A 24,976-nucleotide genomic window follows, 5' to 3' on the forward strand; every position below is an offset into this window, starting at 1 on the left:
TGTCGGCCTTCTAGTAAGTGTCGGCATCATTTCCAAAAGGAGTAATCACCATGATGGAGTTGAATGGTGTGGGGCTTGGTTTGAGACGTGACTTTATAGATTCGTTTCTAGCTGCAAAAACATATCCGGACTTTATCGAAGTTGCCCCAGAAAACTGGTTAGGTTTTGGTGGTCGACATGCAAAACTACTTGCACAGTGTGCTGAAAAAGCGCCGTTAATTTGTCACGGCTTGTCATTATCTATTGGAGGGCCGCATCCGCTTAATCTCGAATTTATAGGTAAAGTAAAACACTTTTTAGAACAATATGATGTACCAATTTATTCTGAACATTTAAGTTATACAAATGACGGCGGCTATTTATACGATTTGTTGCCCATACCGATGACAGAAGCCGCTGTTAAATATGTGGCTGAACGTATTTTACGTGTGCAGGATATTTTAGGAAAAAGATTAGTTATAGAGAATGTTTCTACTTATTTAATGCCGAATGCCGAAATGAGTGAAGCTGAATTTATCCGTGAAGTAATGCAACATGCAGACTGTGATTTGCTCCTTGATGTAAATAATGTCTATGTCAACAGTATCAATCATGGTAGCGATGCATTTGGTTTTATCCAGAAAATGCCAAAAGAAAGAATCCGTTATTTACATATTGCTGGGCATGAAAAAGTTCAGAAGAACTTATTAATCGATACCCATGGGGCAGAAGTTTGTGACCGTGTTTGGGAGCTATTGAGATATACCTATCAAGTGTGTGGAGTAAAACCGACTTTATTAGAACGCGACTTTAATATTCCATCATGGCAAGAATTAGAAGAGGAACTCGCCAAAATTAAACTCATTCAACAACAGGAGAGTGGCTATGAAGGGAAATCAAATATCCTTCCAAACCATGCAACGACAGTTTTGTGAATGGATTCGTGATCCTGATTTGGAAATACCTCAAGCACTTCCTGCTCAACGAATGCAAATTTATCGGGACTTACTTTTTAATAATGTCAGCTCATTTATTGAGTTAGTTTATCCGGTAGCTCGTGCGATGTTGCCAGAATTAAAGTGGCAACAATTGCTGTTAGAGTTCTTTCAAAAAGGTAAGAGCCGCTCACCTTTATATAATGATATTTCTTTAGAATTTAGAGAGTATTTAACAGAGCAACAGCATCCGATATTGCAAGAATATCCTTGGTTGGCTGAGTTATTGCAGTTTGAATGGCTTGAACTGTATTTAGATACTGTCGAAATTGAAAATGATGTTTTACACGAAAATTGTGCTTGGCAGTTAACCACCAAAGTATGGGTATTGGTTTATCAATATCCCGTTTATACGTGGACGACCTTAATGACGCCAGAACAAGTTGAACTTGCACCAGGTGCAGTAATGGTCTGGCGCGATGAACAAGATAAAGTATGTATTGAACAGCTTTCGCCTTTGTTTGCTATGCTGATTGAACAGTTAACGCAAAATATAGCGTTAACTGACCATGATATTTTCACAATCATTCATTCTGTACTTACTGACTTGTCTGAGCCTGAAATTTATCTACAAATTCAAGAACTCAAAAACCTCTTAACTCGACTACAATTAATTCAAATTCCCCATGATTTTAAAGAGGTACAAGGATGACTTCAGCCGCGGCATCACATCATGACGATCTAGGGGATCAACTGCATAGCCCAGCCTTTTTACAAGATTTAAGGCAGCAAATGATTAAATTTGCTTTTTTACAGTTGTCCTCACTTGCGCAAGCTGAAGATGTGGTGCAAGAAGCATTAACGAGCGCTTTTCAACATTTAGATTCATTTAAAGGACGAGCTGCGTTCAAAACATGGGTATTTTCTATTTTAAAAAATAAAATTATTGATGTACTTCGGCAAAAGTCGCGCTTGGTTGCCATGTCTGAATTATTTAAAGACGAAGAAAGTGAACTCAGTGTTGATGAATTATTTGATGCTTCAGGACACTGGCATAAATATGAAGCACCTCAAGCATGGCAAAGCCCTGAAGAAATGATAGAGCAGTCAGATTTTTGGATAATTTTTGAAGCTTGCTTAGATCATTTACCAGCCAAATATGCTCAAGTTTTTATGATGAGAGAAGTGATAGAGCTGAGTTCTAATGAGATTTGTAGCAAGCTAGAGTTATCTATTTCCAACTTTAATGTGTTGATGTATCGAAGTCGTACCCGATTACGCGAATGCTTAGAAAATAAATGGTTATTGAAGGAGGATTGTTCATGTTGACATGTCGACAAGCCACTCAACTTTTGTCTGAGAAACAAGATAGACCTTTGTTTTTACGTGAGCAAAGTAGTTTGCAATTACATTTATTGGCATGCCGATCATGCCGTCGTTATGCAAAACAGATCAAAATAATTAGTCAGCTTTCTAAAGCATTTAAAAATTTGGATGGCTAACTTTAGTTAAAAATTTATTTATTGCTAGCCTTAACACGCTAAAAATTCCCATACTATAAAAGTAAAGGAATTTTTAAGACAGGATGAAACGTGAATTTAAAGAATCTTGAAGCATTTTATTGGGTTGTGACTTTAAATAGCTTCAATAAGGCCGCGACTAAATTACAAACGACACAGCCTGCGGTATCTCAAAAAGTCACATCTCTTGAAAATGAATTAGGTTTTAAAGTTTTAGACCGAAGCTTGCGACAGTTTAAATTGACCCATAAAGGCAGAACATTATTTAAATATGCCGAAAAGTTTATGCGTTTAGAAACCGACCTAGTTGCAGAGCTTACTGAAAATCAGCATCTCACAGGAACTATACGTTTAGGCGTTTCCGAAACGATTGTGTATACATGGCTAGTCGAATATATCGAAAAAGTTCAACAAGAGTTCCCAAAAGTTTCAGTCGAAATTGTGGTGGATCTGACACCTAACTTACAAGAAGGGGTACGTACTGGGGACTTGGACATGGCCTTTTTACTCGGGCCAACGTTGGCTTTTGAGTTTATTGAACAAGCACTTTGTGATTTCGAGTTAAGTTTTTTGGCAGCGCCATCATTTAAAGGTGGAATTGGACAAATGTCTTTTAAAACCTTGATGTCACATACCATTTTAACCTATCCAAAAATTACCTACCCCTATAAAGAATTAAAGGCAAGAATGAAAGAAAAAGGGATTGATGAACCACTGTCAATTACTAGCTATTCTTTAGCGACTTTATTGTGTCTCGCCGAGCAAGGCTTAGGTATTGCGGTAGTGCCAACTTTAACGGCATTAAAGGAAATTACCGACGGACGATTGGAAATATTAAATACACCTATTCGCTTAAAAACCTTTCATTTCACGTCTATTTATATTCACGGTAACGATGTTGCCTTGAAAGAAAAATTAACCGAGGTTGCTGTTAAAGTCTCGGCGAGTGCTATGAAAAGGCTTAATGAGCAAATCAAAAAATAAGCTTTTTTTTTTGAGTATCATTTATTCTTATTCTTCCTTGTTTAAAAAAGCTGTTTTATATGTAAAACCATAAAAACAGCTTATGTACATCGATAAGTAAAATTTATCCTGTATTTTAGTTTGAATATAAAACTATAAAAATCAATTATTTAAAATTTTAAATTTCTGTAAAAAGTCTTATTGTTCGTAGGGATTAGCTATGTTTTTATTTTAGACACAAGATTTGATCACCGATTGTGTTGATTGGGGAATAGGGAATCTTTGTCATTTTAAAGGATTAAAGAATATCGTTTAGGACAAAAATGGTGTTCTTGATTCAACTTGAAAATAGCGTTGTTAAGCTCAAATGGATGAGGAACGCATTAATATGTCTTTACTGAAATCTTCTTTTTTATCAGATCGCCAATGGGCCATTGTTGCCTCAATCTTTATGATGGCGACCTCTGCAATGGGGCCAGGATTTTTAACCCAAACTGCTGTATTTACAGTTAAGTTAGGTGCGGCATTTGGCTTTGCCATTTTAGTTTCTATTCTGATTGATTATGTCGTCCAACAAAATATTTGGCGAGTGGTGACACTTACCCAGATGCGTGCATCTGATATTGCCAATAAAGCCTTACCGGGTAGTGGTTATTTACTGGCGTTTCTGGTGATTTTGGGTGGCTTTTTCTTTAGTGTCGGTAATATTGCAGGTGCAGCTTTAGGTTTAAATGCACTTTTTGGTCTAGATACAAAGTGGGGCGGTATTTTAAGTGGGGCGTTAGCGATTTTAATTTTTGCTTCTAAAAAAGCAACGCTCGCCATGGATAAAAGCATGATCGTGTTGGGACTGCTTAAAATTCTCCTGATTATTATTGTTGCCGTCATTGTGATGCCTCCAGTTGGTCAAGCTGTACATCAAACATTTGCTCCAGATCATATCGACTTCGCCATTATTACCACGATTGTGGGCGGTACAGTGGGTGGCTATATCTGTTATGCAGGTGCGCACCGTTTACTCGATAAAGGTGCTGTTGGTCCTGAAAATATTGATGAAGTTGCTAAAGCTGCAACCAAAGGCATTGTTGTAGTAGGTATTATGCGTTATGTGTTGTTCTTGGCATTCTTAGGGGTGGTGGTGAGCGGTGCCCATATTGATTTAGCCAGCCATGACGCCAATCCGGCAGCCCAAGCATTTCAATATGCAGCAGGTACATTCGGTTTTAAATTATTTGGTTTAATTTTCTGGGCCGCGGGTATTAGCAGTACGATTGGTGCCGCATATACTTCGGTTTCATTCTTTACCGCCTTTAAAAAGAACTTAACGCCAAAACAGACCAACTATACGACCATTACCTTTATCGCATTGGCTTTATTGCTCTATGTGTTATTGGGTGCAACTCCGGCAGGTCTACTCATTTTTGTGGGTGGTTTTAACGGTTTGGTATTGCCAATTGGTCTTACAATTTTTGTATACGTAGCTGCGTGCCGTAAAGATTTAATGGGTAATTATAACTATCCAAAGTGGTTGCTTATTTTAGGTGGATTAACATGTCTGTTAACGTGGTGGATGGGTTATATGTCATTTACGACAGTGTTTAACTATTTGACCAAACTTTAAGCCAGACGACATGAATTGATAAAGGAATAATGCCATGTTTGTAGATTTAAATAGTGATTTGGGTGAAAGCTTTGGCTCATGGAAAATGGGTAATGATGACCAGATTTTACCTGTCGTGACCAGTGCCAATATTGCTTGTGGTTTTCATGCTGGTGACCCGCTCGGCATTTTAAAAACGGTTCGTAAAGCAGTTGAACTTGGCGTGACCATAGGTGCTCATGTGTCTTACCCAGACCTTGTAGGCTTTGGTCGCCGTAATATGGATTTGTCGCGTGACGAGCTTATTGCCGATGTGCTTTACCAAATTTCTGCGCTCGATGGTTTGGCTAAAGTAGCTGGCTCAAAAGTGCAGTATGTTAAACCACACGGTGCGCTCTACAACACCATTGCCCATGACCAAGCTCAGGCAGCCGCAGTGATTGACGCTATTAAAATGTATAACCCTGAACTCGTACTAGTTGCTTTAGCTGGGTCGAACTTAGTCGAACAGGCACGAGCTGCGGGTTTAAAAGTTGTGTCCGAAGCATTTGCAGACCGTGCATATAACAGTGATGGCTCATTGGTTTCCCGCCGTTTAGAAGGTGCAGTTTTACACGACTCGGCATTTGTTGCGAGCCGTGTGGTGTCTATGCTTAAAAATGGTGGGGTCGAGTCAATTGATGGTGTATTTACCCCAATTCAGGCTGATACGATTTGCTTACATGGTGATACTGACGGCGCACTAGAGATGTCGGTAGCCATTAAAGCCGAGCTTGTAAAAAACAATATTGAAATTCGCCCATTTGTAAATAAAGCATAAGGAAGAGCGCAATGTATAAGGATATTAAAGTCGACCCAGCTCAGCTTGAAGCCGCATTAGATGCACGTTTAAAAATCCGTGCAGGTTTTGATAAACCAACAGCGGGCATGGCTGCGGGTATGACACAGGTCAACATGATTTCGGTGCCAAAAGATTGGGCGTATGATTTTTTGCTTTATGCACACCGTAACCCGCAAAGCTGTCCAGTGCTTGATGTGCTCGAAGAAGGCATCTATGCAACTAAGCTTGCAGCAGACTCAGACATTCGAACCGACTTTCCGCGTTATCGCATTTGGAAAGATGGCGAAATGGTCGACGAAGTGACTGATGCAAGAGAGATTTATAATGCTCATCCTGATTTGGTGACTTTCTTAATTGGTTGCAGTTTTTCATTTGAAACCGCTTTACAAGAAGCAGGTATTGAAGTTCGCCACATTCATGACGACACCAATGTGCCGATGTATCTGAGTAATATCAAGTGTGAACCGGCAGGGCGCATTTCAGGAAATATGGTGGTTTCCATGCGACCAATTCCATCTCATCAAATTAGTGAAGCAGTAAAAATTACAGCACGTATGCCAAGTGTACATGGGGCACCTGTCCATATCGGGCACCCTGAAAGCTTAGGCATTAAGGATGTAAATAAGCCAGACTTTGGTGATGCTTCTCGTATTGAAGCAGGTGAAATTCCCGTGTTTTGGGCATGTGGGGTAACACCGCAAGCAGCAGTGATGAACTCGAAAATTCCTTTTGCCATTAGTCATGCACCGGGTTACATGTTTATTACCGATATTCCTGACCGCGCTTGGATGAGCTAAATAGCTAAAGAAGAATTAAAAGGATAAGCAAATGCGTTTTTTATCGGTAAACGCCGATTGTTTTCTAATTGAGCTTCCGAGTTTAGAGGAAACTTTGGCGTTGTACAATAAATTGCAAAATACGCAATTGAATGGAATTAAAGACTTAGTCCCCGCTGCAAAAACAATTTTGGTTTTTTTTAATGAGATCGAAACCAATTTTAAAACGCTAGTTGCTTCAATTCAGAGCCTCAAAGTTGATTCTGGATTTGAGCGTAGCGGCCAAGAAGTGATTGTGCCGATTCGTTATGATGGCGAAGACCTTGCTCAGGTTGCCGAGTTGCAAGGGCTGTCCATTGCCGATGTGATTAGAAAACATCACCAAAGCGTGTGGAATGTGGCTTTTATTGGGTTTGCGCCGGGCTTTGCGTATATGAGCAGTCCCGATAAGCCTTTTACCGATATTCCGCGCTTAACGGTTCCACGTAAAAAAATATCGTCAGGCTCTTTGGGTTTGGCTGGAAAATACTCTGGTATTTATCCAAAAGACAGTCCGGGTGGTTGGCAGCTTATTGGGATCACCTCGGAAAAAATGTGGGATTTAGAGCGTAAAAATCCTGCATTGCTGTTACCGGGCATGACTGTACATTTTGAGGATGTTACGCATAACCCAACAACAGTGACTGTGCCGCAGCAAATTACGCCTAAGGTTAAACCGAAACAATCTGTACCGCTGTTTACGATTACTGCGCCAAGTTTACAAATGCTTATTCAAGACGAAGGGCGTTTAAACCAGACCAATATTGGTGTTGGCGTAGCGGGAGCAATGGACTTGTCTGCAATGCATAGTGCCAATCGTATTGTCGGTAATCCAACCGATGCACCCGTCATTGAAGTTTTAAATGGAGGCCTAAAAGCCAAAATGCAGCATGCGGGTGTTATTGCGGTGGCTGGGGCTATTTCAAACATTCGTGTGAAATTTACCGATGGTCAAACCGCAGACTTTGCAAGTTATCAACCGATTGATTTGGATGAAGGCGATGAGTTTCAAATTCAGCCCCCAACAGCAGGCTTAAGAAACTATCTGGCCGTTCGTGGTGGTATAGACGTTGAACCAGTACTTAATAGTGCTTCGTTTGACAGCTTGGCAGTGTTAGGACCAGAACCATTAAAGCTCGGAGATACTATTTACCAAGGGCAGGTGAAGACAGCCAACATTAATGTAAATGAAGTGGGCAAAAGCGATTTGCCACGAGCTGGTGAAATGGTTGAGCTAGATATTGTGATGGGGCCACGCACAGACTGGTTCGAACAAGACAGTATTGAACTGCTCTGTCAGCAAGAATGGCTCGTGACCAATGAAAGCAACCGAGTTGGGCTAAGGCTTTCAGGTGAACAGCCCCTAACTCGCAAAATTACCCATGAACTGGAAAGTGAAGGCACTTGCATTGGTGCATTACAGATTCCACCGAGTGGTCAGCCCGTTTTGTTTATGAATGATCATCCTTTAACGGGCGGATATCCGGTCATTGCCTCTGTTGCTAAACACCATTGGGACTTGGTGGCACAGATTCCGGCAGGTTGCCACATCAAATTTAAAAAAATTGCCGAATTTACAGATTTTGAGAATGAATGATGAATACAGAAAAATTATTGATTGCTAATCGTGGTGAAATTGCTGTTCGTATTATCCATGCTTGCCGTGATATGGGAATTTCATCGGTCGCGTTATATGCAGATGACGACATTGGTAGCATGCATGTCGAACTTGCAGATGAAGCATGGGGCTTGGCTGGTGCGACCGCCAGTGAAACCTATTTAAATATTCCTGCTATTATTGAAGTTGCAAAAAAATCGAAAGCGACGATGGTGCATCCGGGTTATGGCTTTTTATCTGAACGTGCTGAGTTTGCCCAAGCCGTGATTGATGCGGGCTTAAAATGGGTAGGGCCATCTCCAAGTGCCATTGAAAAACTAGGCGATAAAATCGAAGCGCGTAAAATTGCTGCTTCGGTGGGTGCGCCGTTAGTTCAGGGTACGCAAGACCCACTCAACAATGCAGATGAAGCTTTAGAGTTTGCCAAGCAGTTTGGTTTACCGATTGCTATTAAAGCCGCATTTGGTGGTGGTGGCCGTGGTTTAAAAGTCGCGTGGAAACTCGAAGAAGTGAAAGAGCTTTATGAGTCGGCAGTACGCGAGGCAAAAGCTGCCTTTGGTCGTGGTGAATGTTTTGTGGAGCAATATCTCGATAAACCGCGCCATGTAGAAGCGCAAGTGATTGCCGACCAACATGGCAACATTGTTGTGCTTGGTACACGTGATTGTTCGTTGCAACGCCGTAACCAAAAGTTAGTCGAAGAAGCACCAGCGCCATTTATTAGTGATGAGATTTACCAGCAAATTTTAAGCTCGGCAAAAAATATCTGTCAGGCTGCAAACTACGTGGGTGCGGGAACAGTTGAATACTTACTGAGTCGTGACGGCAAGCTTTCATTCTTAGAAGTAAATACGCGTTTGCAAGTTGAACACCCAGTGACTGAAGAAACTTCAAAAGTCGATTTGGTAGTTGAACAAATTCGTGTTGCACAGGGCCATGAGCTTTCTATTAAAGAAACACCAAAGGCACAAGGTCATGCGATTGAGTTTCGTATAAATGCCGAAGACCCAGCTCGCGGGTTTATTCCAGCCTTTGGTGTGTTGAGTTTATTTGAAGCACCATTTGGTAATGGTGTACGCGTCGATACAGGTGTGCGCACTGGTTCTCTAGTGTCTAGTCACTTCGACTCACTCATGGCAAAACTGATTGTGACTGGTCCAACCCGTGAAATTGCAATTGCCCGTGCCAAACGTGCTTTGAAGCAATTTAAAATTGAAGGTGTAGCTTCAGTTTTAGACTTTCACCGTGCGGTACTTAATGAACCCGACTTTACAAATGAATTTAATGTACATACGCGTTGGATCGAAAATGACTTTAAGCAAGAGTTAAAGCCGACTAAACGTGGCATTCCAAATCATCAACAACCGATGTTACTCAGCTACATTGAAATTGATGGCAAGTTACACCGTTTAGGTTTACCTGCGGGTATGTTTGCACAAGGCCCAGTAACCGCAGCTCAAGCGCAGATTGCCGAGCCAGAAGTGGGTGCCGAGCATTTACTTGCGCCTATTAATGGTGTGATTAGCGCTTGGAAAGTGGAAAATGGTGAGCAAGTGACAGAAGGCCAAGTGGTTGCCATTATGGAAGCCATGAAAATGGAAGTTCAGGTACTTGCACACCGGAGTGGTGTTATTCAGATTAGTGCAGAGAAGGGCGCAACCTGCCATGCTGAAACCATGATTGCCAGCATTAATTAAAATTTGAATAGGTTATTTGGCCTGAGAATGTTTTTAGCTTGATCAGGTCAAATCGAGTGCTTATTAATTAACTCAATCAGGCATATTTTAGGTTTTCATTAACCATTTTCAACTTGAAAGCCAGAACGGGTTATGAGATATTTGTCACAGATTGGTGGTATAAATATTGATCACTGTATTTGAAGCTCGCTTATGCGAGCTTTAATTTTTAGCCCAGTTTAAGCATTTCTCACTTAATGAACTGGCAGCATAAAAAAATTTGAGAATTTGGCACTCACTCACAGGCGAATTGAAGAAAGCGAATGAAAATTCTACCTTCATCTGAATACGATCAAATTCTAAAATACAGTGTCTATTGGCTCGTCATATCAATTGTGATTGGAGTCGTTGCCGGGCTGGCATCCACTCTAATCTTTGTGGCTTTTGATATTTCAAACAAAGTCCGCAGTCTGCATCACTGGCTCATCTACTTTCTGCCTTTTGTGGGCTTTGGTATTGGCTATCTCATTAAAAAATATGGTTCGCCAATTGAACGGGGAACACATTTACTCATAGATGAGATTCATCAACCCAAATCGTTTATTCCAAAACGAATGAGCCCTATCATTTTTATTACCTCAATTTTAACGCAGTTGTTTGGTGGTTCGGCAGGGCGTGAGGCGCCAGCGGTTCAGCTTTCAGGTGCCTTAATTGACCATTTAAGCTATATATTAAAAATCTCGGAAGACAACCGAAAAATCTGTTTAATCGCCAGTATTGGCGCGGGTTTTGCTGGGGTGTTTGGTCTGCCTTTGGCGGGTGCAATTTATGGTTTAGAAATTACCGCTTTAGGTAATTTAAGATACTCAGCTATTTTTCCATGTTTTGTGTCGGCGCTGATTGCATCGACCATTCCTGAGCTATTTGAAATTGTGCATCCGCACGTTTTTTATGTAATTAGCGAGTTTCCAGCCATTCATTTTGGCACACTCATGAGCTTAATTGCGGCAGGATTAGTTTTTGGTTTGGCTGCGCGCTTCTTTATTGCAGCCATTCACTTGGCAAGTGACCTCTTTTATAAATACATTCGTTATTTGCCATTAAGAACGATGGTCGGCGGTATTATTATTATGCTGCTTACGTTGTTCACTGCACATCAGCAGTACAACGGTTTAGGTACAGATAAAATTATTTCATCTTTTTATGTACCGATTGAGTTTTACGACTTTTTTAACAAGACTGTTTTTACAGCCATCACTTTAGGTTCGGGCTTTAAAGGTGGTGAAATTACGCCATTGTTCTATGTGGGTGCAACATTAGGGAATGCTTTAGGCGCAGTTTTAAACCTACCACTCTCATTACTTGCTGGCTTGGGTTTAGTAAGTCTGTTTTCAGGGGCGAGTAAGGCTCCGTTAACCTCAATTATTTTAGCTGTTGAGTTATTTGGAATGAATGTTGCGACTTATGCCATTATTACCTGTTTATTGGCAGCGCTATTTTCTGGAAATTGTGGGTTGTATCGCCGTAAAAAGTTGATGGATTGATTAAGCCTTTCTAAGGAGTTGAGTGGTTTTAGGTTGCTTAACTCCTATTAAATCTTCTTTTTTAATAAAAATGATAAAAATTGGCATATTAAATGCTTAATAAAAAGTGATAAGCAAATGAAAAGAAATGTAGTTCTATCTCTTGTTGGGGACTATAATGAGAAATAGAAAATTATTTTAATATTAAAAAAAGGAATAACTTAAGCAGTGTCAATAGTTATTATGATACTTACTTTTTTTGTAGGGTTACTTGTTGGCCGATATACTATATTTTTAATTCAAAAGTCTTTATCTATTTTTATATCTGCTGTTGATAAATTTTTAAATAAATACTTTGTCTTTTTTCTTTTAGCTGTTTTGTTCTTTATTTTATTCTCTCTAATTTTAACGGGAGGGTTTATATTATGGGGCATACTTTTTGCTGGAATAACAGAACTAGGTAAGCTTATATATCTATCAGGATGGGTAGTCGGAGCAATATTTTTTGGATTTCATCCGGAAGATAATAATTTTAAATGAGGGGTAACTAGTTAATGTAAAAATTAATATTAAAGAGGGTGTTATGTCTATATTAGATTTCGCTATTTTTTTTATATGCTTATATGGAGTTGGCTATTTTGTAGTTAAAGCACGGTGGAAGCTTCGCTATTTAGTGCCAATATGGTTTTTATCATTTTTTATTATCACTCTATTTATTTTAGCAATTTTATTTCCTAAAGATTGGACCAATGCGCAATTTTTTACTAAAGATGGCCCTAATCACTTAGCACTTTTTTCTTTATTAATATCTTCATCTTTAAGTTCACTTGTTACGTTTATTTTAATTTTGGTTGTGTGGGCTATTCGGCATGATGTCTTTTAAAGTAATCTAATTAAAGGATTATAGATAATTTATAATTTCATTAAATTACTATAGCCATTAAACTAGAACTTTAAATTTTTTCATGTTTGAGAATTTATGCTAAAATTCATTCGATATATTTCTCATCACAAGCAATTTAATATTTATTATGTTTTTTATTTTAAGAAAAAAACTTCAAAAAATCGCCATTATTTTCGTAGCAATCAATTTATTAGCTTGTAGTCATCAACCAGATTTTAAAGATATTTCTCGTTTAGCAGAAAGAGGTGATGCAGGAGCTCAAGCAAAACTTGGTGAATTATATGTAGAGGGAGAAGTTGTTCCTCAAGATTATAAAAAGGCCTTTGAATGGTATAGTAAAGCTGCTAATCAAGGAAATGCAGAGGCACAGAATAACTTGGGAGCAATGTATGCTCTTGGACAAGGGGTAGAGCAAAATTATAAAAAAGCATTCGAATGGTATAGTAAAGCTGCTGAACAAGGTGAAGTGAAAGCACAGAATAATTTAGGTGCGTATTATGCAAATGGGGATGGTGGTGTTAAAAACTATCAGAAAGCATTTGAATGGTTTAACAAAGCTGCTGCACAAGATAATGCCGAAGCTAAATACTATTTGGGCATACTTTACGAAGAAGGCTATGGGGTAACCCAAGATTATAAAAAAGCATTTGATTGGTATAGCAAAGCTGCTGCACAAAATAATCTTGCAGCACTTTATGCACAAGGTAAGGGCGTAGAGCTAAATAATAAAAAAGCCTTTGAGTTATATAGCAAAGCGGCTGAGCAAGGAAATGAAAAAGCACAAAATAACTTGGGGGCCGTATATGCTCTTGGGATAGGTGTAAATCAAGATTATAAAAAAGCGTTCGAATGGTATAGCAAAGCTGCTCAACAGGAAAATGATGAAGCGCAATTTACAGTAGGGATGATGTACTATAAAGGTGAGGGTGTACCGCAAAACAATGAATTAGCCGAAAAGTGGCTAAGAAAAGCAGCCGAAAATGGCAATAAGGATGCCTTATCACTATTTGAAGAATAGCCATTTTTCTATGATATGGACTTGCTGTTTTGTGGCTTCAATTAGGTGAGGAGAATTCTCTAAAGTCCATGTTTCATCGCACCAATCGCAAGCATCGTAGAAAGATTCGAGCCAAGTAGGGTAATAAATTATGTTGTCTGGAAGATTTCTTGGTGCGCCCATAAAACCTGTTTCTAAATTATTGAAAATAGTACATAGCTGAACTGGGCTTAGGTTGTTTTCTTGATAATTATTTAAAATATCTAAAAAAAAATCGAGCTGCTAATATTTCTGCTTCAATACAATTATATGAAAAAATAGGATCTGTTAAGTTTACGATTCGCAGTAATAAAGAATTATAATCATTAAATGTTAGTAGTAATTCGGTAAAAAAATCTATGTGAACATCTTCATTTTCTTTAATGTATTTATTAATCTTTTCCGTTCTTTCTTGAGCTGAATATTCTCCATAATAGAACTCGATATATAAAGTCTTTAATGTCATTAGTTGAATCTAATTATTTTGTAATGAAAATATATCATACTAAAAATATTAGAAATTTCATAATGATCTAAATTATAACTTAAACCTATTAAATAAATTTTATTCCCCAACCGCCCTACTTTAATACGATTGTCATTTCCCACGCTTGACGATAACAAAAGTGAATACTATGCTTTTCTCGGGTAGAGTGAAAAGGGGACATCTTTTGATGTGCCAGATTCTAGATGTCTGGTCTGCTAACCCTTCTTCATTCTATCTATCACTATCATTATTTTGTAGAGATTAAACTTTATATTCATTTATATCTGAGTTTACTTTTAATAAATTTTTACCTATCGAAATTTTATATTTTTTAATTTTTATAACTATTTTCTATATACCCATATTCAATTAAGTTTAAAATCTAACTGAAATGCTCGAACTTAATACAAACTATATTTTCTGCGCTTGACGACAAGAAAAGCGAATACTATCCTTTGCGGGCTGGCCTACATTGCCAGTTGGTTTTAGCAGACCATAAGCCAAAGTACACGAAAAAGTCTAACTTTTTTGTGGAAATCCCTGCGTGCCCCCTCTGCGGCGGAACGGGAGGGGGACACCTTCGGGTGTGCTGGATTCTTTGGCTCCAGTCTGCTAACCCTCTTTCGTTTCGCCACCATTATTTAGCAGTAATGCGGTGAAACTTCTTTTATAGCCAAAGGAGTTCGCTCGTGCGTACAAATTCTTCTCAATTTTTGGCCTTTGCCAAAATCTCTCTATTTATACCGTTTAAATACTCTCTAAATCGGTTTAATCGACTCTAGGTTTTCTACACCTTAAGAATCGTTACGACTCAAAAATCATAGCAACAATAAACCTGAGATAGGCGAGCACACCTTTATTGTGCCGCTTTTGCATGCCTGTTTTTAGCACTCAATTTAAGAGTGACGGCATTTCTATCTCTTTTACATACAACAAAAAATTATTTTAAACGGTATAACTATGCCAAATTTAGAAGCTTCATTTAGAGCACTCAGAGTGCTTCATACAGCAAAAGATTTATTTATGGAGTATGGATTTCACAAAGTCGGTGTTGACCGAATTATTGCCGAATCCAAAGTGAATAAGGCCACGTTTTATAAACATTTTCATTCAAAAGAAAGGTTCATTGAAATGTGCTTAACCTTTCAAAAAGATGGGTTAATAGAAGAGGTGTTATCTATTATTCATTCATATCGTGAACTTATGGTATTTGATAAGCTAAGAAAAATATTTTATCTCCATGCCAATCTCGAAGGACTGTACCGTTTGCCTTTTAAGGCCATTTTGGAGATTGAAAAGTTTTATCCAACTGCTTACAGAGTGGTGGTGGATTATAGAAACTGGTTAGTGACCCAAATACATGACCTACTTTTAACTATTAAACCCACAGCTTTAATCGAAGATGCTCACATGTTTTTATTTGAGATTGATGGGGCAATGGTTCAGCTTTTAAGTAAAGAGGAAACAGATGAACGAGATAAATTATTAGAATATTTTTTAATAACCCTATCTTAGTATTCAATCTAAAATGAGAAAGCCCATCATTGGGCTTTCTTATGATATTGGCTTCTTAAAATTTAAGTTTTTTAAGTCCACGGCTCACGCCATTTTGTAAGGCCGCTTTAATAATCGGGCCAATAAAAGGAACGCGGCCTTTAAAGCTGATAGTGTAATTCAAACGAGTTCGGTTATTTCCCAAGTCAGTAAATTGCATCACACCACGATGTGCCTTAATTGGGCTAATGCCACTTGTGATCGCGTACTCGATCAGTTCATTTTCTTTATAGACTAAATTTGTTTCAACAAATGAAGGTGTAAACGGAATAGTCATCTTGCGAGCAGAGCCAACACCATTGCGTGCATCCTTTCCATTACTAATGCGAGTAACTTTAGCAGGGGCAAAAATTTTGCTTAAATTTTCGTGTTCACTTAAGGTCGCAAAGACTTTATCTATGGGTGCATCAAATTCTTGTACGATGTTGATTTTTTGAGTTTTTAACATCTTGTTCCCTCTAAAATAAATTTGACATGAGTAATTGTCAGAATTTGGATATTAGCACGCTTTTCACTAGGGTGGAATTCTAGTTCGTCGGAGTAACTCCGGATAAAAACTAAAAATCCTAAATAGAGTTTATTTAATCATTTGCTTTTTATAATGACTTGGAGCAACGCCAGTCCAACGTTTATAAGCTTGAGAAAAAGTAGATAAATCTGAGAAGCCTAATATTTCTGCCACTTGGCCTAAATTTAGATTTTGCGCTAAAAGGGAGTCGGCACGTCGATGCAAGGTTTCATTTTGAAGTGCTCTAAAAGAGATATTCTCGTCTTGTAACCTCCTTTTTAGCGTCCGTTCGCTCATATTTAACTTATTTGAAATCTCTTTAATATTAAGTAATGTGCCAGAAGGAGCGTTCATTAAAAAATCGCGGACAATCATTGTGGTTGTTAAGGTGGTATGGCGTTGGCTAATAAGCTCCATACACAGTCTTTCACACATAGCAGCAGTATTCGGTTTTGCATGGGGTAGAGCGTGGAGTAATTGCGAACTATTAAATTTTAAAATGTTTTCTTTTTGATTAAATTGAATTGGAGCGCCTAAATATTCTTTAGGTATATTTAACAAACAAGACTCAGGTTCACCATATTTAAGATGAAATGCATCTAATTGAAATGAACCTTCATAAATATCGCTAATAACACGAAGAGTTGCAGCCATCGCACGTTCAAGTACAAACCGTTGTAACTCCTGTGTTAGGCCCACAGGTTCAGTAAAGCAAATCATGCACTCTTTATTTTTTTGCTGAAAATTTATTTTAACAAAGGTATAGGTGAGGGCCAGATAACGTTGCACAAGTTGCATTGCTTCTAAACCTGTTGCACTACTCATTAATGCGTAACCCAAAATCCCATAAGTTGTCAGTTGGTGGTTAAAACCAGTAATGAGACCTAAACCTGCGGTGTGCGCAGATAAAATTTTAATTAAATTATTGATAACACCCAGTTCTTCATCGGGTGTAACAACACTGTTAGTATCATTTAAACGAGTTAGGGTTAAACCAGTGCCGGCTAACAGATGTGTTCTTTGAATGTTTAATTGATCACCTAGTTCTAATAATAGCTGTACGCTAGATGGAGCTCGTAAATAATCTTGAAACTCTAACATCAGTTGGCCTAAAAACTAAAATGCGTGTCCCAATCTAGCATGGTTGATGAGAAGACTAAAGCCTAATATTTATTCATCAGATAGCAACGAGTAGTAAAACAATGAATACCGTTCAACCAGCAAAGCCGATAAATATGATGCGGCAATTAATGAGTAAATTAGGTGTAATTGGCCTAATGGTATGTGTAACAGGTGTATCTTCAGCTCAAGAAATAAAATCAGGAGAGTCTGTCATGGGTTATCAAAATCAAGCAGCTTGGCAACAAATTGAACAATTCCTTCCTCAAGAATTTCATATTCCTAAAGACCAGTTACCCAAAGAAGAATGGTGGTCTTGGAATGGTCATAACATCCATTTGGATACTTACCGTAATCCCAATGCCAAAATTAAAGTGATTTTATTTCACGGTGTGGGGACCAATGGTCGACAAATGTCGATGATTTTAGGAAAACCCTTGGCTGATCGAGGTTATGAAACAATTGCTGTAGACATGCCCGGCTATGGTGTCACTCAAGTTAAAAAGAGTAAGCCGATTAGTTATAACGATTGGGTACACAGGCAGGTAGCGATTTAATTGATGTGGAATTGGCCAAAGATAATCGTCCAGTTGTACTGTATGGCTTAAGTGCTGGTGGTATGCTGACTTACCATGTTGCTGCCAAAAATAAAAAAGTTAAAGCTATAGTTGGAATGACCTTCCTTGATACAAGCAATCAAAAAGTGAAAGATACTGTAGCAAGCAATTTGTTTATGAGTCGGGTAGGTACGCCAATTACACATTTAACTGCTAAAACGCCGTTAGCATCAATGCGTGTTCCAATGAGCTGGGCAAGTAAAATGAGTACTTTGGTGAATAATAAAGATGCCTTAAAGGTCTTTATGAAAGATAAAACTTCAGCAGGTAACTCGGTTTCTCTGACCTTTTTAGATTCATATATACATTATAAACCTGAGGTTGCACCTGAAGACTTTGACGTATGTCCTGTCTTATTGACCCAACCTGAAAAAGACCGTTGGACACCACTTGATTTAAGTACGCCTTTTCTTAGCCGTATTCATAAAGTGCCGGTAAAAACTGTGATATTGGAAAATGCAGGCCATTATCCATTAGAGCAACCGGGGTTATCTCAAATGGTTGATGCAATAGATAGTTTTTATACAACAACAGTGAAATAACGGGTAGGTTCTTACCCGTTTTTTAAATTTTAAATATAGAGGGCAAAGTGAGCTCAAATCACGTCTGACCAAGAAAAAGTTAAGAAACTATATTTTACTTTTATTGTTACTTAAACATAGATCACTTTGCATTTGAGCTATAAGCCTTACGTGAAAAGTAAGAATCGTTGCAAACCGTAAAGAAAGCCTCCTCATAATCAAATGACATGATAGGAAATTGAGGAATAATAAATGCGCGCTCTTACTTACCACGGTGCCGAAGACGTTCGAGTTGAAACGGTTGCAGACCCTATTATTCAAGAACCAGATGACATTATTTTACGTGTAACCGCCACAGCAATATGTGGCTCCGACTTACATTTATATCGAGGCAAAATCCCAAAGACTGAACATGGCGATATTTTTGGGCATGAATTTATGGGTATTGTCGAAGAAGTAGGCCCCGCAGTCACTCACGTGAAAAAAGGCGACCGTGTAATTGTGCCTTTTGTGATTGCTTGTGGTGAATGTTTCTTTTGCCAACTTGACCTGACCGCTGCCTGTGAAACCACCAATACAGGGCGTGGTGCAATTATTAATAAAAAGCAAATTCCACCTGGTGCAGCTTTATTTGGTTATAGCCATTTATATGGCGGAGTACCGGGCGGCCAAGCAGAATATGTTCGTGTCCCAAAAGCCAATAAGGGGCCTTTTAAAGTGCCCGGTTCATTGTCAGATGAAAAAGTACTTTTCTTGACCGATATTTTACCTACCGCTTGGCAGGCAGTGACCAACGCTCAAGTTACTCGTGGTTCAACCGTTGCAATTTATGGCGCAGGGCCAGTCGGACTATTAAGTGCCGCTTGTGCCAAGATGCTTGGCGCAGAAAAAATATTTATGGTCGATCACAATGAATATCGATTGAACTATGCGGCGGCAACCTACGGCGCTATTCCAGTTAATTTTGATGAAGTCGATGCGGCCGAATTTATTATTCAAAATACCGACAATTATCGTGGCGTCGATGCAGTGATTGATGCCATTGGTTTCGAGGCAAAGGGCAGTGTTATTGAAACAGTCCTGACCAATTTAAAACTTGAAGGTTCAAGTGGCGCAGCGCTTCGTCAATGTATAGCCGCGGTTCGCCGTGGTGGTGTGGTGAGTGTACCGGGTGTATATGCAGGTCCAATTCATGGCTTTTTATTTGGTGATGCTTTTGATAAAGGACTGACTTTTAAAATGGGCCAAACTCATGTGCATCAATATTTACCGCTTTTACTAGAATTTATTGAGCGTGGTGACTTGTCACCTGAAACGATTATTACCCACCGAATGAAATTAGAAGATGCCGCAGAGGGTTATCGTATTTTTAATGAAAGAGAACAGGAATGCCGTAAGGTAATTTTGATTCCTTAAATCCTTCAGTTTACAGTTTCACTTTAAAAGCCTCTTACTAAAAGGGGCTTTTCTATTTTGAAATGCACAATTTTTAGTGCAGCTTTTTATTTTCCATTCTAAAGCGCACCCAATTTGCCCAAATTGAGTATTACTTTTTACCAAAAACGTAATACTAAGCTGGCATGTCCTTTGCATAGTCTTAAGCAATCAAAAGTGATCTAGGGTTCCGATACTTTACGTATGACTGGACCGAGAGTTCACGGTTCCTAGCGAACTACACGGAGGGATAAAAGCCCGGGAGGAAGTCTAAAACTATCCGACAGGAGTGGCTATGAACACTGCAAGTTATCATAACAATCAGGCGATTTGGACCGAACTTTTACCCGGAGGACATCACTGGTCGGGTCGTATTCAAAAAGGAACTATTCTTAGATTTACATCGCTTGGCGCTCAGGCAAATGTTTCTTTGTTTTGTGTAAATGCTGCCGATGTGCTTGAACGTTTCAATATGCCCGACAGTTTAAAAGGGCAACACACCGCCTATTTAAAAGCTTCCAATGTGCTGTACTCAGACCTTGGCCGTGTCATGGCTTCTATTGTTCATGATGGTCATGGCTGGAACGATGCACTTTGTGGCCCAAGCCGACCAGAACAAATTGAAAAGCAATTTGGAACGCGCACCTTTCAAGATGCCCGCAATGATATGTACCAAAATGGCTTAGACAGCTTACTCATTGAAATGTGTAAATACGGACTTGCCAGCCAAGACCTGAGTGCCGCCGTTAACCTATTTTCTAAAGTTGTGCCTGATGAAAACGGGGCTTTGTCTTATGTCAGTTCTGACAACACCAATCAAACTATTGAACTGCGTTTTGAAATGGACTGCTTGCTATTTTTATCTGCTGCGCCGCACGGTTTAGACACCAGCCCAAGCTATCAACCTGCCGATATTCAACTCAGTTTATTTAAAGCCAATTCTCTAACAGACAGCGATATTTGTCGTGATGCATGTTCGCAAAATCAGCGTGCGTTCCAAAACACAGCCCGCTACTACGCATTTAGCAATATTTAAATCAGGAGAAGCATCATGACAGTTTTACAATCATTTGAAAAAGCAGTTTTAAATGAAGTTTGTCCTGCGGGTGAAGCATGGATGTGCGAGGTTAAAAAGGGTCAATATTTCCGAATTATTGACCTTGAGGGAAACCAAGCGGTCGATACTTTGTTTATGAGTGCCGAAAACCCGACTGAGCGTTATAGCGCAATGGATACTTTGGCTATCAACCAACAAATCTATTTAGAAAAGGGCACCAAGCTCTATAGTAACTTTGGCCGTCCAATTGCCGTTATTCATGATGATAACTGCGGTCGTCATGACACCATTGGTGGTGCCTGTTCATGTGAAAGTAATACGGTTCGCTATGCACATGAAACCTACCCAATGCATAGTTGCCGTAACAACTTTATGTATGCCTTGGCAAAACACCCGATTGCAAAAAAGCATGGCTTAAATGTCCGTCACATCGGTCCAAACATTAACTTTTTTATGAATGTGCCTGTGACGCCAGATGGTCAGCTTAAATTTGATGATGGAATTTCAGGACCGGGTAAATATGTCGAAGTTCGGGCAGAAATGGATCTGATTGTTTTAATTTCCAATTGTCCGCAGCTCAATAACCCATGCAATGCCTATAACCCAACCAAAATTCAACTGGTTGTCCGTGAAGCGGAAGGGGTATAAGCATGTTTAAAAAAGTTCTGATTGCTAACCGCGGTGCAATTGCCTGTCGCGTCATTCGCACTCTTAAAAAACTCGGGATCGCTTCGGTTGCGGTTTATTCCGAAGCTGACCGTGATTCTTTACACGTGACTTTGGCCGATGAAGCTTTTCTGATTGGGCCTGCACCTGCCAATCAAAGTTATTTAAATATTGAAAACATCCTTGAGGTTGCTAAACAGTCGGGAGCAGAAGCCATTCACCCCGGTTATGGCTTTTTATCTGAAAATGCCGAGTTTTGTGATTTGTGCGAAAGCCAAGGTATTGCGTTTATTGGGCCAACTTCAAGCCAAATGCTCGACTTCGGTTTAAAACATACCGCGCGTGAGCTGGCTATTAAAAGCAATGTGCCTTTACTTCCGGGTAGCTCATTACTTGCCAATGAAGCCGAAGCCTTAACTGAAGCAGCCCGTATTGGCTATCCGGTCATGCTGAAAAGTACCGCGGGCGGCGGTGGTATTGGTATGCGTCTGGTCTGGAATGAAACCGAGTTAAAAGATGCCTATCAAACCGTGTCTTATTTAGCGCAAGTCAATTTTAAAGATGCAGGTTTGTATTTAGAAAAATTTGTACAGCATGCACGCCACATCGAAGTACAAATTTTTGGTGATGGGCAAGGGCAAGTTTTAGCGTTGGGTGAGCGTGATTGTTCGGTACAACGCCGTAATCAAAAGGTGATTGAGGAAACACCCGCGCCACACTTAAATGAACAACAACGTGACTACCTCCAAAAAGTTGCGGTTCAACTCATGCAGTCAGTGAACTACCGTTCGGCAGGCACGGTTGAGTTTGTTATGGACACCGAAACCCAAGAATTTTATTTCTTAGAGGTCAACACGCGTTTGCAAGTCGAGCACGGCGTGACCGAGCAAGTATTTGGGGTCGACTTAGTCGAGTGGATGGTTACTTTGGCAAGCGGTGACTGGTCAGCACCAACAGAAAAGTTAGAGCCAACAGGACATTCCATTCAAGTTCGTCTTTATGCCGAAGACCCAATTAAACAGTTCCAGCCGAGTGCAGGCTTACTCACACAGGTTAAATTTGACCCGCAAGCCCGAGTCGAAACATGGGTAGAAACAGGTTCAACAGTGTCGTCTTTTTATGACCCAATGATTGCCAAAATTATTGTGACTGCTGCAACACGAGACCAAGCCATACAGGCAATGAGCGCTAGTCTTGCCAACACACAAGTCGCTGGTATCGAAACCAATCTGGAATATTTACAAAATATTATTGCTTGTGATGTGTTTGCTTTAGGCACTCAAACCACCCGATTTTTAAATACGTTTGAATGGAAAACTCAAAAAATTGAGGTGTTGCAGGCTGGCATTCAAACCTCCATTCAAGATGTAACAGGTCGACTAGGTTATTGGGATGTTGGGGTGCCGCCATCAGGTGCGATTGACCCACTCAGTTTAACTGTGGCAAACCAGCTTCTAGCTAATGAGCCAAATACCGCAGGGCTTGAATGTACCTTGCAAGGGCCAACTTTAAAGTTTCACTGCGACAGCCAAATTGTCATTACGGGTGGTGATATGCCTTCAAAACTTGATGGTGAACTGGTACCGATGTGGCAAACCATCAATGTGAAAAAAGGCCAAGTTTTAAAATGCGGAATTATCCGTTCAGGTTGCCGTAGCTATATTGGTATGAAAGGTGGTTTCGATGTTCCTGAGTATTTAGGGTCACAGGCGACTTTTACTTTGGGGCAGTTTGGTGGGCATGCAGGTCGTAATTTATTAATTGGGGATATGCTGCCAATTACTGAATATTCCGCTCAAACGACCACAGCTCTAGCTCAAGCGCAAATTCCTAGTTTTACCCAAAACTGGGAAATTGCAGTCATGTATGGCCCACATGGCGCACCAGATTTTTTCACCAAACAAGATATTGATACGTTCTTTGCCAATGAGTTCGAAATTCACTACAACTCAAGCCGTACAGGCATTCGTTTAATTGGGCCAAAACCTGAGTGGGCACGTGAAGACGGCGGTGAAGCAGGTTTACACCCATCCAATATTCACGACAACGCTTATGCGATTGGGGCAATTGATTTTACAGGTGATATGCCTATTATTTTGGGACCAGATGGTCCTAGCTTAGGTGGCTTTGTTTGCCCTGCGGTAGTCATTCATTCCGAGCTTTGGAAAATTGGACAACTTAAAGCCGGCGATAAGGTCAAATTTGTACCTGTGAGTTATGCGCAAGCAAAAGCACTCGATCAAAAATATCATCAAAGTTTAACCGCGATTGATACAACCCAGATCGATTTTAACCCAGCTATTCAAGCAGAACCCGATACTTTAAAAGATGCCGTTTTAGCTACTTTAGACGGTGAAGCTGACTTACCAAGCGTGACCTATCGACCAGCAGGAAATAGCTATTTATTGGTGGAATATGGCGAGTTAGTACTCGACCTAAATTTACGCTTCCGTATTCATGCGCTTATGCAATGGGTCAAAGATCAAAACATTCAGGGCATTATCGACCTAACACCGGGTATTCGTTCACTACAAATTCATTTTGATTCGATTCAACTCGATCAACTGGAGCTTTTACAGAAACTTCAACAAGCAGAAGCCGAGTTACCCGATATTCAAAATATGCAGGTGCCTTCACGGACTGTCTATTTGCCTTTGGCTTGGGAAGATTCGCAGACTCAACTTGCAACTGAGCGTTACACACAAATAGTTCGACCAGATGCACCGTGGTGCCCAGATAATGTCGAGTTTATTCGCCGTATTAATGGCTTAGCTTCTAAGCAAGCGGTTAAAGATGTGGTCTATAGTGCGAACTATTTAGTAATGGGGTTAGGCGATGTGTATTTAGGTGCACCCGTTGCGACGCCGCTCGATCCACGCCAACGTTTAGTCACCACAAAATATAACCCTGCGCGAACTTGGACACCTGAAAATGCGGTCGGCATTGGCGGTGCTTATATGTGTGTATACGGTATGGAAGGACCGGGCGGCTATCAGTTCGTTGGCCGTACCACTCAAATGTGGAGCCGTTACCGTAAAAATGCCAACTTCGAAGAAGGCAAACCATGGTTACTGCGCTTTTTTGACCAAGTTAAGTTTTATGAAGTGTCTGAGGCTGAACTTCTGCAAATGCGTGAAGACTTTAACGCAGGCCGACTACAACTTCGCATTGAAGATGGTGTGCTCAACCTAAAAGAATACAACGAGTTTTTAAAAATACATCAAGACAGCATTCAAGCTTTTAAAGACACGCAACAAGCTAATTTCGAGGCTGAACGCCGCCGTTGGCACGAAGCGGGCTTACAAGAATATATCTCTGAAAGCCTAGATGCTGTAGATGAAGGCGAAACCGTAGTGATCCCTGAAGGCGGCTGTGCAGTTGAATCGCACATGCCAGGCTCAATCTGGAAAATTGAATGTGCATCGGGAGATATTGTTGAAGAAGGTGCAACCCTTGCAGTAATTGAAGCGATGAAAATCGAAATTCCAATTATTGCACCCGAACGCATGAAGGTCAAAACCATTACTATTGAAAAAGGACAAACCGTAAAAACGGGGCAAGTGCTATTTACCTTAGCGCCAGTCGCTTAAATCAAAAGAGAGC

Annotated in this window: 21 protein-coding genes, 1 pseudogene and 1 riboswitch; of the genes and pseudogenes, 20 read left to right on the top strand and 2 right to left on the bottom strand. The window is 39.9% G+C overall.

The window, feature by feature from the left end; translation table 11 throughout:
- The first annotated feature begins 50 nt into the window (after positions 1–50).
- From J582_RS15530 to J582_RS15595, 15 genes are all read left to right on the top strand, one after another.
- Positions 51–914: a DUF692 domain-containing protein gene (locus J582_RS15530; protein WP_004887866.1), complete on the top strand. Its 864-nt coding sequence runs from the start codon at positions 51–53 to the stop codon at positions 912–914.
- A complete protein-coding gene (locus J582_RS15535; protein WP_032048224.1) occupies positions 865–1,626 on the top strand; it encodes a DNA-binding domain-containing protein in 762 nt (253 codons plus the stop codon). The genes J582_RS15530 and J582_RS15535 overlap by 50 nt, the downstream gene beginning before the upstream one ends.
- Positions 1,623–2,243 (top strand): RNA polymerase factor sigma-70, encoded by a 621-nt coding sequence (locus J582_RS15540; protein WP_004887864.1) that lies wholly within the window; start codon positions 1,623–1,625, stop codon positions 2,241–2,243. Before J582_RS15535 ends, J582_RS15540 begins: the two co-directional genes overlap by 4 nt.
- On the top strand, positions 2,237–2,416 hold the full coding sequence (locus tag J582_RS15545; protein ID WP_004887863.1) for a zf-HC2 domain-containing protein: 180 nt from the start codon (positions 2,237–2,239) through the stop codon (positions 2,414–2,416). Before J582_RS15540 ends, J582_RS15545 begins: the two co-directional genes overlap by 7 nt.
- A 90-nt stretch (positions 2,417–2,506) precedes the next feature.
- Entirely contained in the window at positions 2,507–3,418 is a 912-nt protein-coding gene (gene mumR, locus J582_RS15550; protein ID WP_032048225.1) for a LysR family transcriptional regulator MumR, read from the top strand.
- Positions 3,419–3,764: 346 nt separating this feature from the next.
- Entirely contained in the window at positions 3,765–5,018 is a 1,254-nt protein-coding gene (locus J582_RS15555) for an NRAMP family divalent metal transporter (protein WP_079377165.1), read from the top strand.
- A gap of 34 nt (positions 5,019–5,052) precedes the next feature.
- Positions 5,053–5,817 (top strand): LamB/YcsF family protein, encoded by a 765-nt coding sequence (locus J582_RS15560; RefSeq protein ID WP_006580630.1) that lies wholly within the window; start codon positions 5,053–5,055, stop codon positions 5,815–5,817.
- An 11-nt stretch (positions 5,818–5,828) separates the two neighbouring features.
- A complete protein-coding gene (locus J582_RS15565) occupies positions 5,829–6,635 on the top strand; it encodes a putative hydro-lyase (RefSeq protein ID WP_004887859.1) in 807 nt (268 codons plus the stop codon).
- Between the two features lie 31 nt (positions 6,636–6,666).
- Positions 6,667–8,250, top strand: coding sequence for an urea amidolyase family protein (locus J582_RS15570; protein WP_032048226.1), 1,584 nt, complete (start codon positions 6,667–6,669; stop codon positions 8,248–8,250).
- Entirely contained in the window at positions 8,250–9,968 is a 1,719-nt protein-coding gene (locus tag J582_RS15575; RefSeq protein WP_032048227.1) for an acetyl/propionyl/methylcrotonyl-CoA carboxylase subunit alpha, read from the top strand. Before J582_RS15570 ends, J582_RS15575 begins: the two co-directional genes overlap by 1 nt.
- A 302-nt stretch (positions 9,969–10,270) precedes the next feature.
- Positions 10,271–11,491: a chloride channel protein gene (locus tag J582_RS15580; RefSeq protein WP_004887853.1), complete on the top strand. Its 1,221-nt coding sequence runs from the start codon at positions 10,271–10,273 to the stop codon at positions 11,489–11,491.
- 207 nt (positions 11,492–11,698) lie between these two features.
- Positions 11,699–12,010 carry a hypothetical protein gene (locus J582_RS15585; RefSeq protein WP_004887852.1) on the top strand — a complete coding sequence of 104 codons (312 nt, stop codon included), beginning with the start codon at positions 11,699–11,701 and terminating at the stop codon, positions 12,008–12,010.
- A 43-nt stretch (positions 12,011–12,053) separates the two neighbouring features.
- Positions 12,054–12,353, top strand: coding sequence for a hypothetical protein (locus J582_RS0104805; RefSeq protein ID WP_004887849.1), 300 nt, complete (start codon positions 12,054–12,056; stop codon positions 12,351–12,353).
- A gap of 148 nt (positions 12,354–12,501) precedes the next feature.
- Positions 12,502–13,392, top strand: coding sequence for a tetratricopeptide repeat protein (locus J582_RS15590; protein ID WP_004887847.1), 891 nt, complete (start codon positions 12,502–12,504; stop codon positions 13,390–13,392).
- 1,465 nt (positions 13,393–14,857) lie between these two features.
- Positions 14,858–15,412, top strand: coding sequence for a TetR/AcrR family transcriptional regulator (locus J582_RS15595; protein ID WP_004887842.1), 555 nt, complete (start codon positions 14,858–14,860; stop codon positions 15,410–15,412).
- A gap of 55 nt (positions 15,413–15,467) precedes the next feature.
- On the opposite strand, the gene J582_RS15600 is transcribed toward J582_RS15595, so the two are convergent.
- Both J582_RS15600 and J582_RS15605 read right to left on the bottom strand, forming a co-directional pair.
- Positions 15,468–15,899 carry an SRPBCC family protein gene (locus J582_RS15600; RefSeq protein ID WP_004887840.1) on the bottom strand — a complete coding sequence of 144 codons (432 nt, stop codon included), beginning with the start codon at positions 15,897–15,899 and terminating at the stop codon, positions 15,468–15,470.
- A 129-nt stretch (positions 15,900–16,028) separates the two neighbouring features.
- Complete coding sequence (locus J582_RS15605; RefSeq protein ID WP_032048228.1) at positions 16,029–17,060, bottom strand: AraC family transcriptional regulator; 1,032 nt, start codon at positions 17,058–17,060, stop codon at positions 16,029–16,031.
- 101 nt (positions 17,061–17,161) lie between these two features.
- On the opposite strand from J582_RS15605, the pseudogene J582_RS27520 reads away from it, so the two are divergent.
- From J582_RS27520 to uca, 5 genes and pseudogenes are all read left to right on the top strand, one after another.
- Positions 17,162–18,237: pseudogene (locus J582_RS27520) on the top strand (alpha/beta hydrolase).
- 231 nt (positions 18,238–18,468) lie between these two features.
- Positions 18,469–19,632: a zinc-dependent alcohol dehydrogenase gene (locus J582_RS15610; RefSeq protein ID WP_004887832.1), complete on the top strand. Its 1,164-nt coding sequence runs from the start codon at positions 18,469–18,471 to the stop codon at positions 19,630–19,632.
- Positions 19,633–19,821: 189 nt separating this feature from the next.
- A riboswitch (guanidine-I (ykkC/yxkD leader) is annotated at positions 19,822–19,917 on the top strand.
- Positions 19,918–19,945: 28 nt separating this feature from the next.
- Positions 19,946–20,686, top strand: coding sequence for an urea amidolyase associated protein UAAP1 (locus tag J582_RS15615; RefSeq protein WP_004887829.1), 741 nt, complete (start codon positions 19,946–19,948; stop codon positions 20,684–20,686).
- A gap of 15 nt (positions 20,687–20,701) precedes the next feature.
- Complete coding sequence (locus J582_RS15620; protein WP_000217380.1) at positions 20,702–21,355, top strand: urea amidolyase associated protein UAAP2; 654 nt, start codon at positions 20,702–20,704, stop codon at positions 21,353–21,355.
- Positions 21,356–21,357: 2 nt separating this feature from the next.
- Positions 21,358–24,963, top strand: coding sequence for an urea carboxylase (gene uca, locus J582_RS15625; protein WP_004887828.1), 3,606 nt, complete (start codon positions 21,358–21,360; stop codon positions 24,961–24,963).
- Positions 24,964–24,976: the final 13 nt, after the last annotated feature.

Source organism: Acinetobacter sp. 1566109 (assembly GCF_000582255.1).
In the GTDB taxonomy this organism is placed as follows: Bacteria; Pseudomonadota; Gammaproteobacteria; order Pseudomonadales; family Moraxellaceae; genus Acinetobacter; species Acinetobacter nosocomialis.

Excerpts from the sequence above, each read along its gene's own strand:
- J582_RS15540 (WP_004887864.1), top strand. The coding sequence starts at position 1,623 with ATGACTTCAGCCGCGGCATCACATCATGACGATCTAGGGGATCAACTG.
- J582_RS15565 (WP_004887859.1), top strand. The coding sequence starts at position 5,829 with ATGTATAAGGATATTAAAGTCGACCCAGCTCAGCTTGAAGCCGCATTA.
- J582_RS15575 (WP_032048227.1), top strand. The coding sequence starts at position 8,250 with ATGAATACAGAAAAATTATTGATTGCTAATCGTGGTGAAATTGCTGTT.
- J582_RS15530 (WP_004887866.1), top strand. The coding sequence starts at position 51 with ATGATGGAGTTGAATGGTGTGGGGCTTGGTTTGAGACGTGACTTTATA.
- J582_RS15595 (WP_004887842.1), top strand. The coding sequence starts at position 14,858 with ATGCCAAATTTAGAAGCTTCATTTAGAGCACTCAGAGTGCTTCATACA.
- J582_RS0104805 (WP_004887849.1), top strand. The coding sequence starts at position 12,054 with ATGTCTATATTAGATTTCGCTATTTTTTTTATATGCTTATATGGAGTT.
- J582_RS15605 (WP_032048228.1), bottom strand. The coding sequence starts at position 17,060 with ATGTTAGAGTTTCAAGATTATTTACGAGCTCCATCTAGCGTACAGCTA.
- J582_RS15560 (WP_006580630.1), top strand. The coding sequence starts at position 5,053 with ATGTTTGTAGATTTAAATAGTGATTTGGGTGAAAGCTTTGGCTCATGG.
- uca (WP_004887828.1), top strand. The coding sequence starts at position 21,358 with ATGTTTAAAAAAGTTCTGATTGCTAACCGCGGTGCAATTGCCTGTCGC.
- J582_RS15545 (WP_004887863.1), top strand. The coding sequence starts at position 2,237 with ATGTTGACATGTCGACAAGCCACTCAACTTTTGTCTGAGAAACAAGAT.
- J582_RS15570 (WP_032048226.1), top strand. The coding sequence starts at position 6,667 with ATGCGTTTTTTATCGGTAAACGCCGATTGTTTTCTAATTGAGCTTCCG.
- J582_RS15555 (WP_079377165.1), top strand. The coding sequence starts at position 3,765 with ATGGATGAGGAACGCATTAATATGTCTTTACTGAAATCTTCTTTTTTA.
- J582_RS15615 (WP_004887829.1), top strand. The coding sequence starts at position 19,946 with ATGAACACTGCAAGTTATCATAACAATCAGGCGATTTGGACCGAACTT.
- J582_RS15620 (WP_000217380.1), top strand. The coding sequence starts at position 20,702 with ATGACAGTTTTACAATCATTTGAAAAAGCAGTTTTAAATGAAGTTTGT.
- J582_RS15535 (WP_032048224.1), top strand. The coding sequence starts at position 865 with ATGAAGGGAAATCAAATATCCTTCCAAACCATGCAACGACAGTTTTGT.
- J582_RS15580 (WP_004887853.1), top strand. The coding sequence starts at position 10,271 with ATGAAAATTCTACCTTCATCTGAATACGATCAAATTCTAAAATACAGT.
- J582_RS15610 (WP_004887832.1), top strand. The coding sequence starts at position 18,469 with ATGCGCGCTCTTACTTACCACGGTGCCGAAGACGTTCGAGTTGAAACG.
- J582_RS15600 (WP_004887840.1), bottom strand. The coding sequence starts at position 15,899 with ATGTTAAAAACTCAAAAAATCAACATCGTACAAGAATTTGATGCACCC.
- J582_RS15590 (WP_004887847.1), top strand. The coding sequence starts at position 12,502 with ATGTTTTTTATTTTAAGAAAAAAACTTCAAAAAATCGCCATTATTTTC.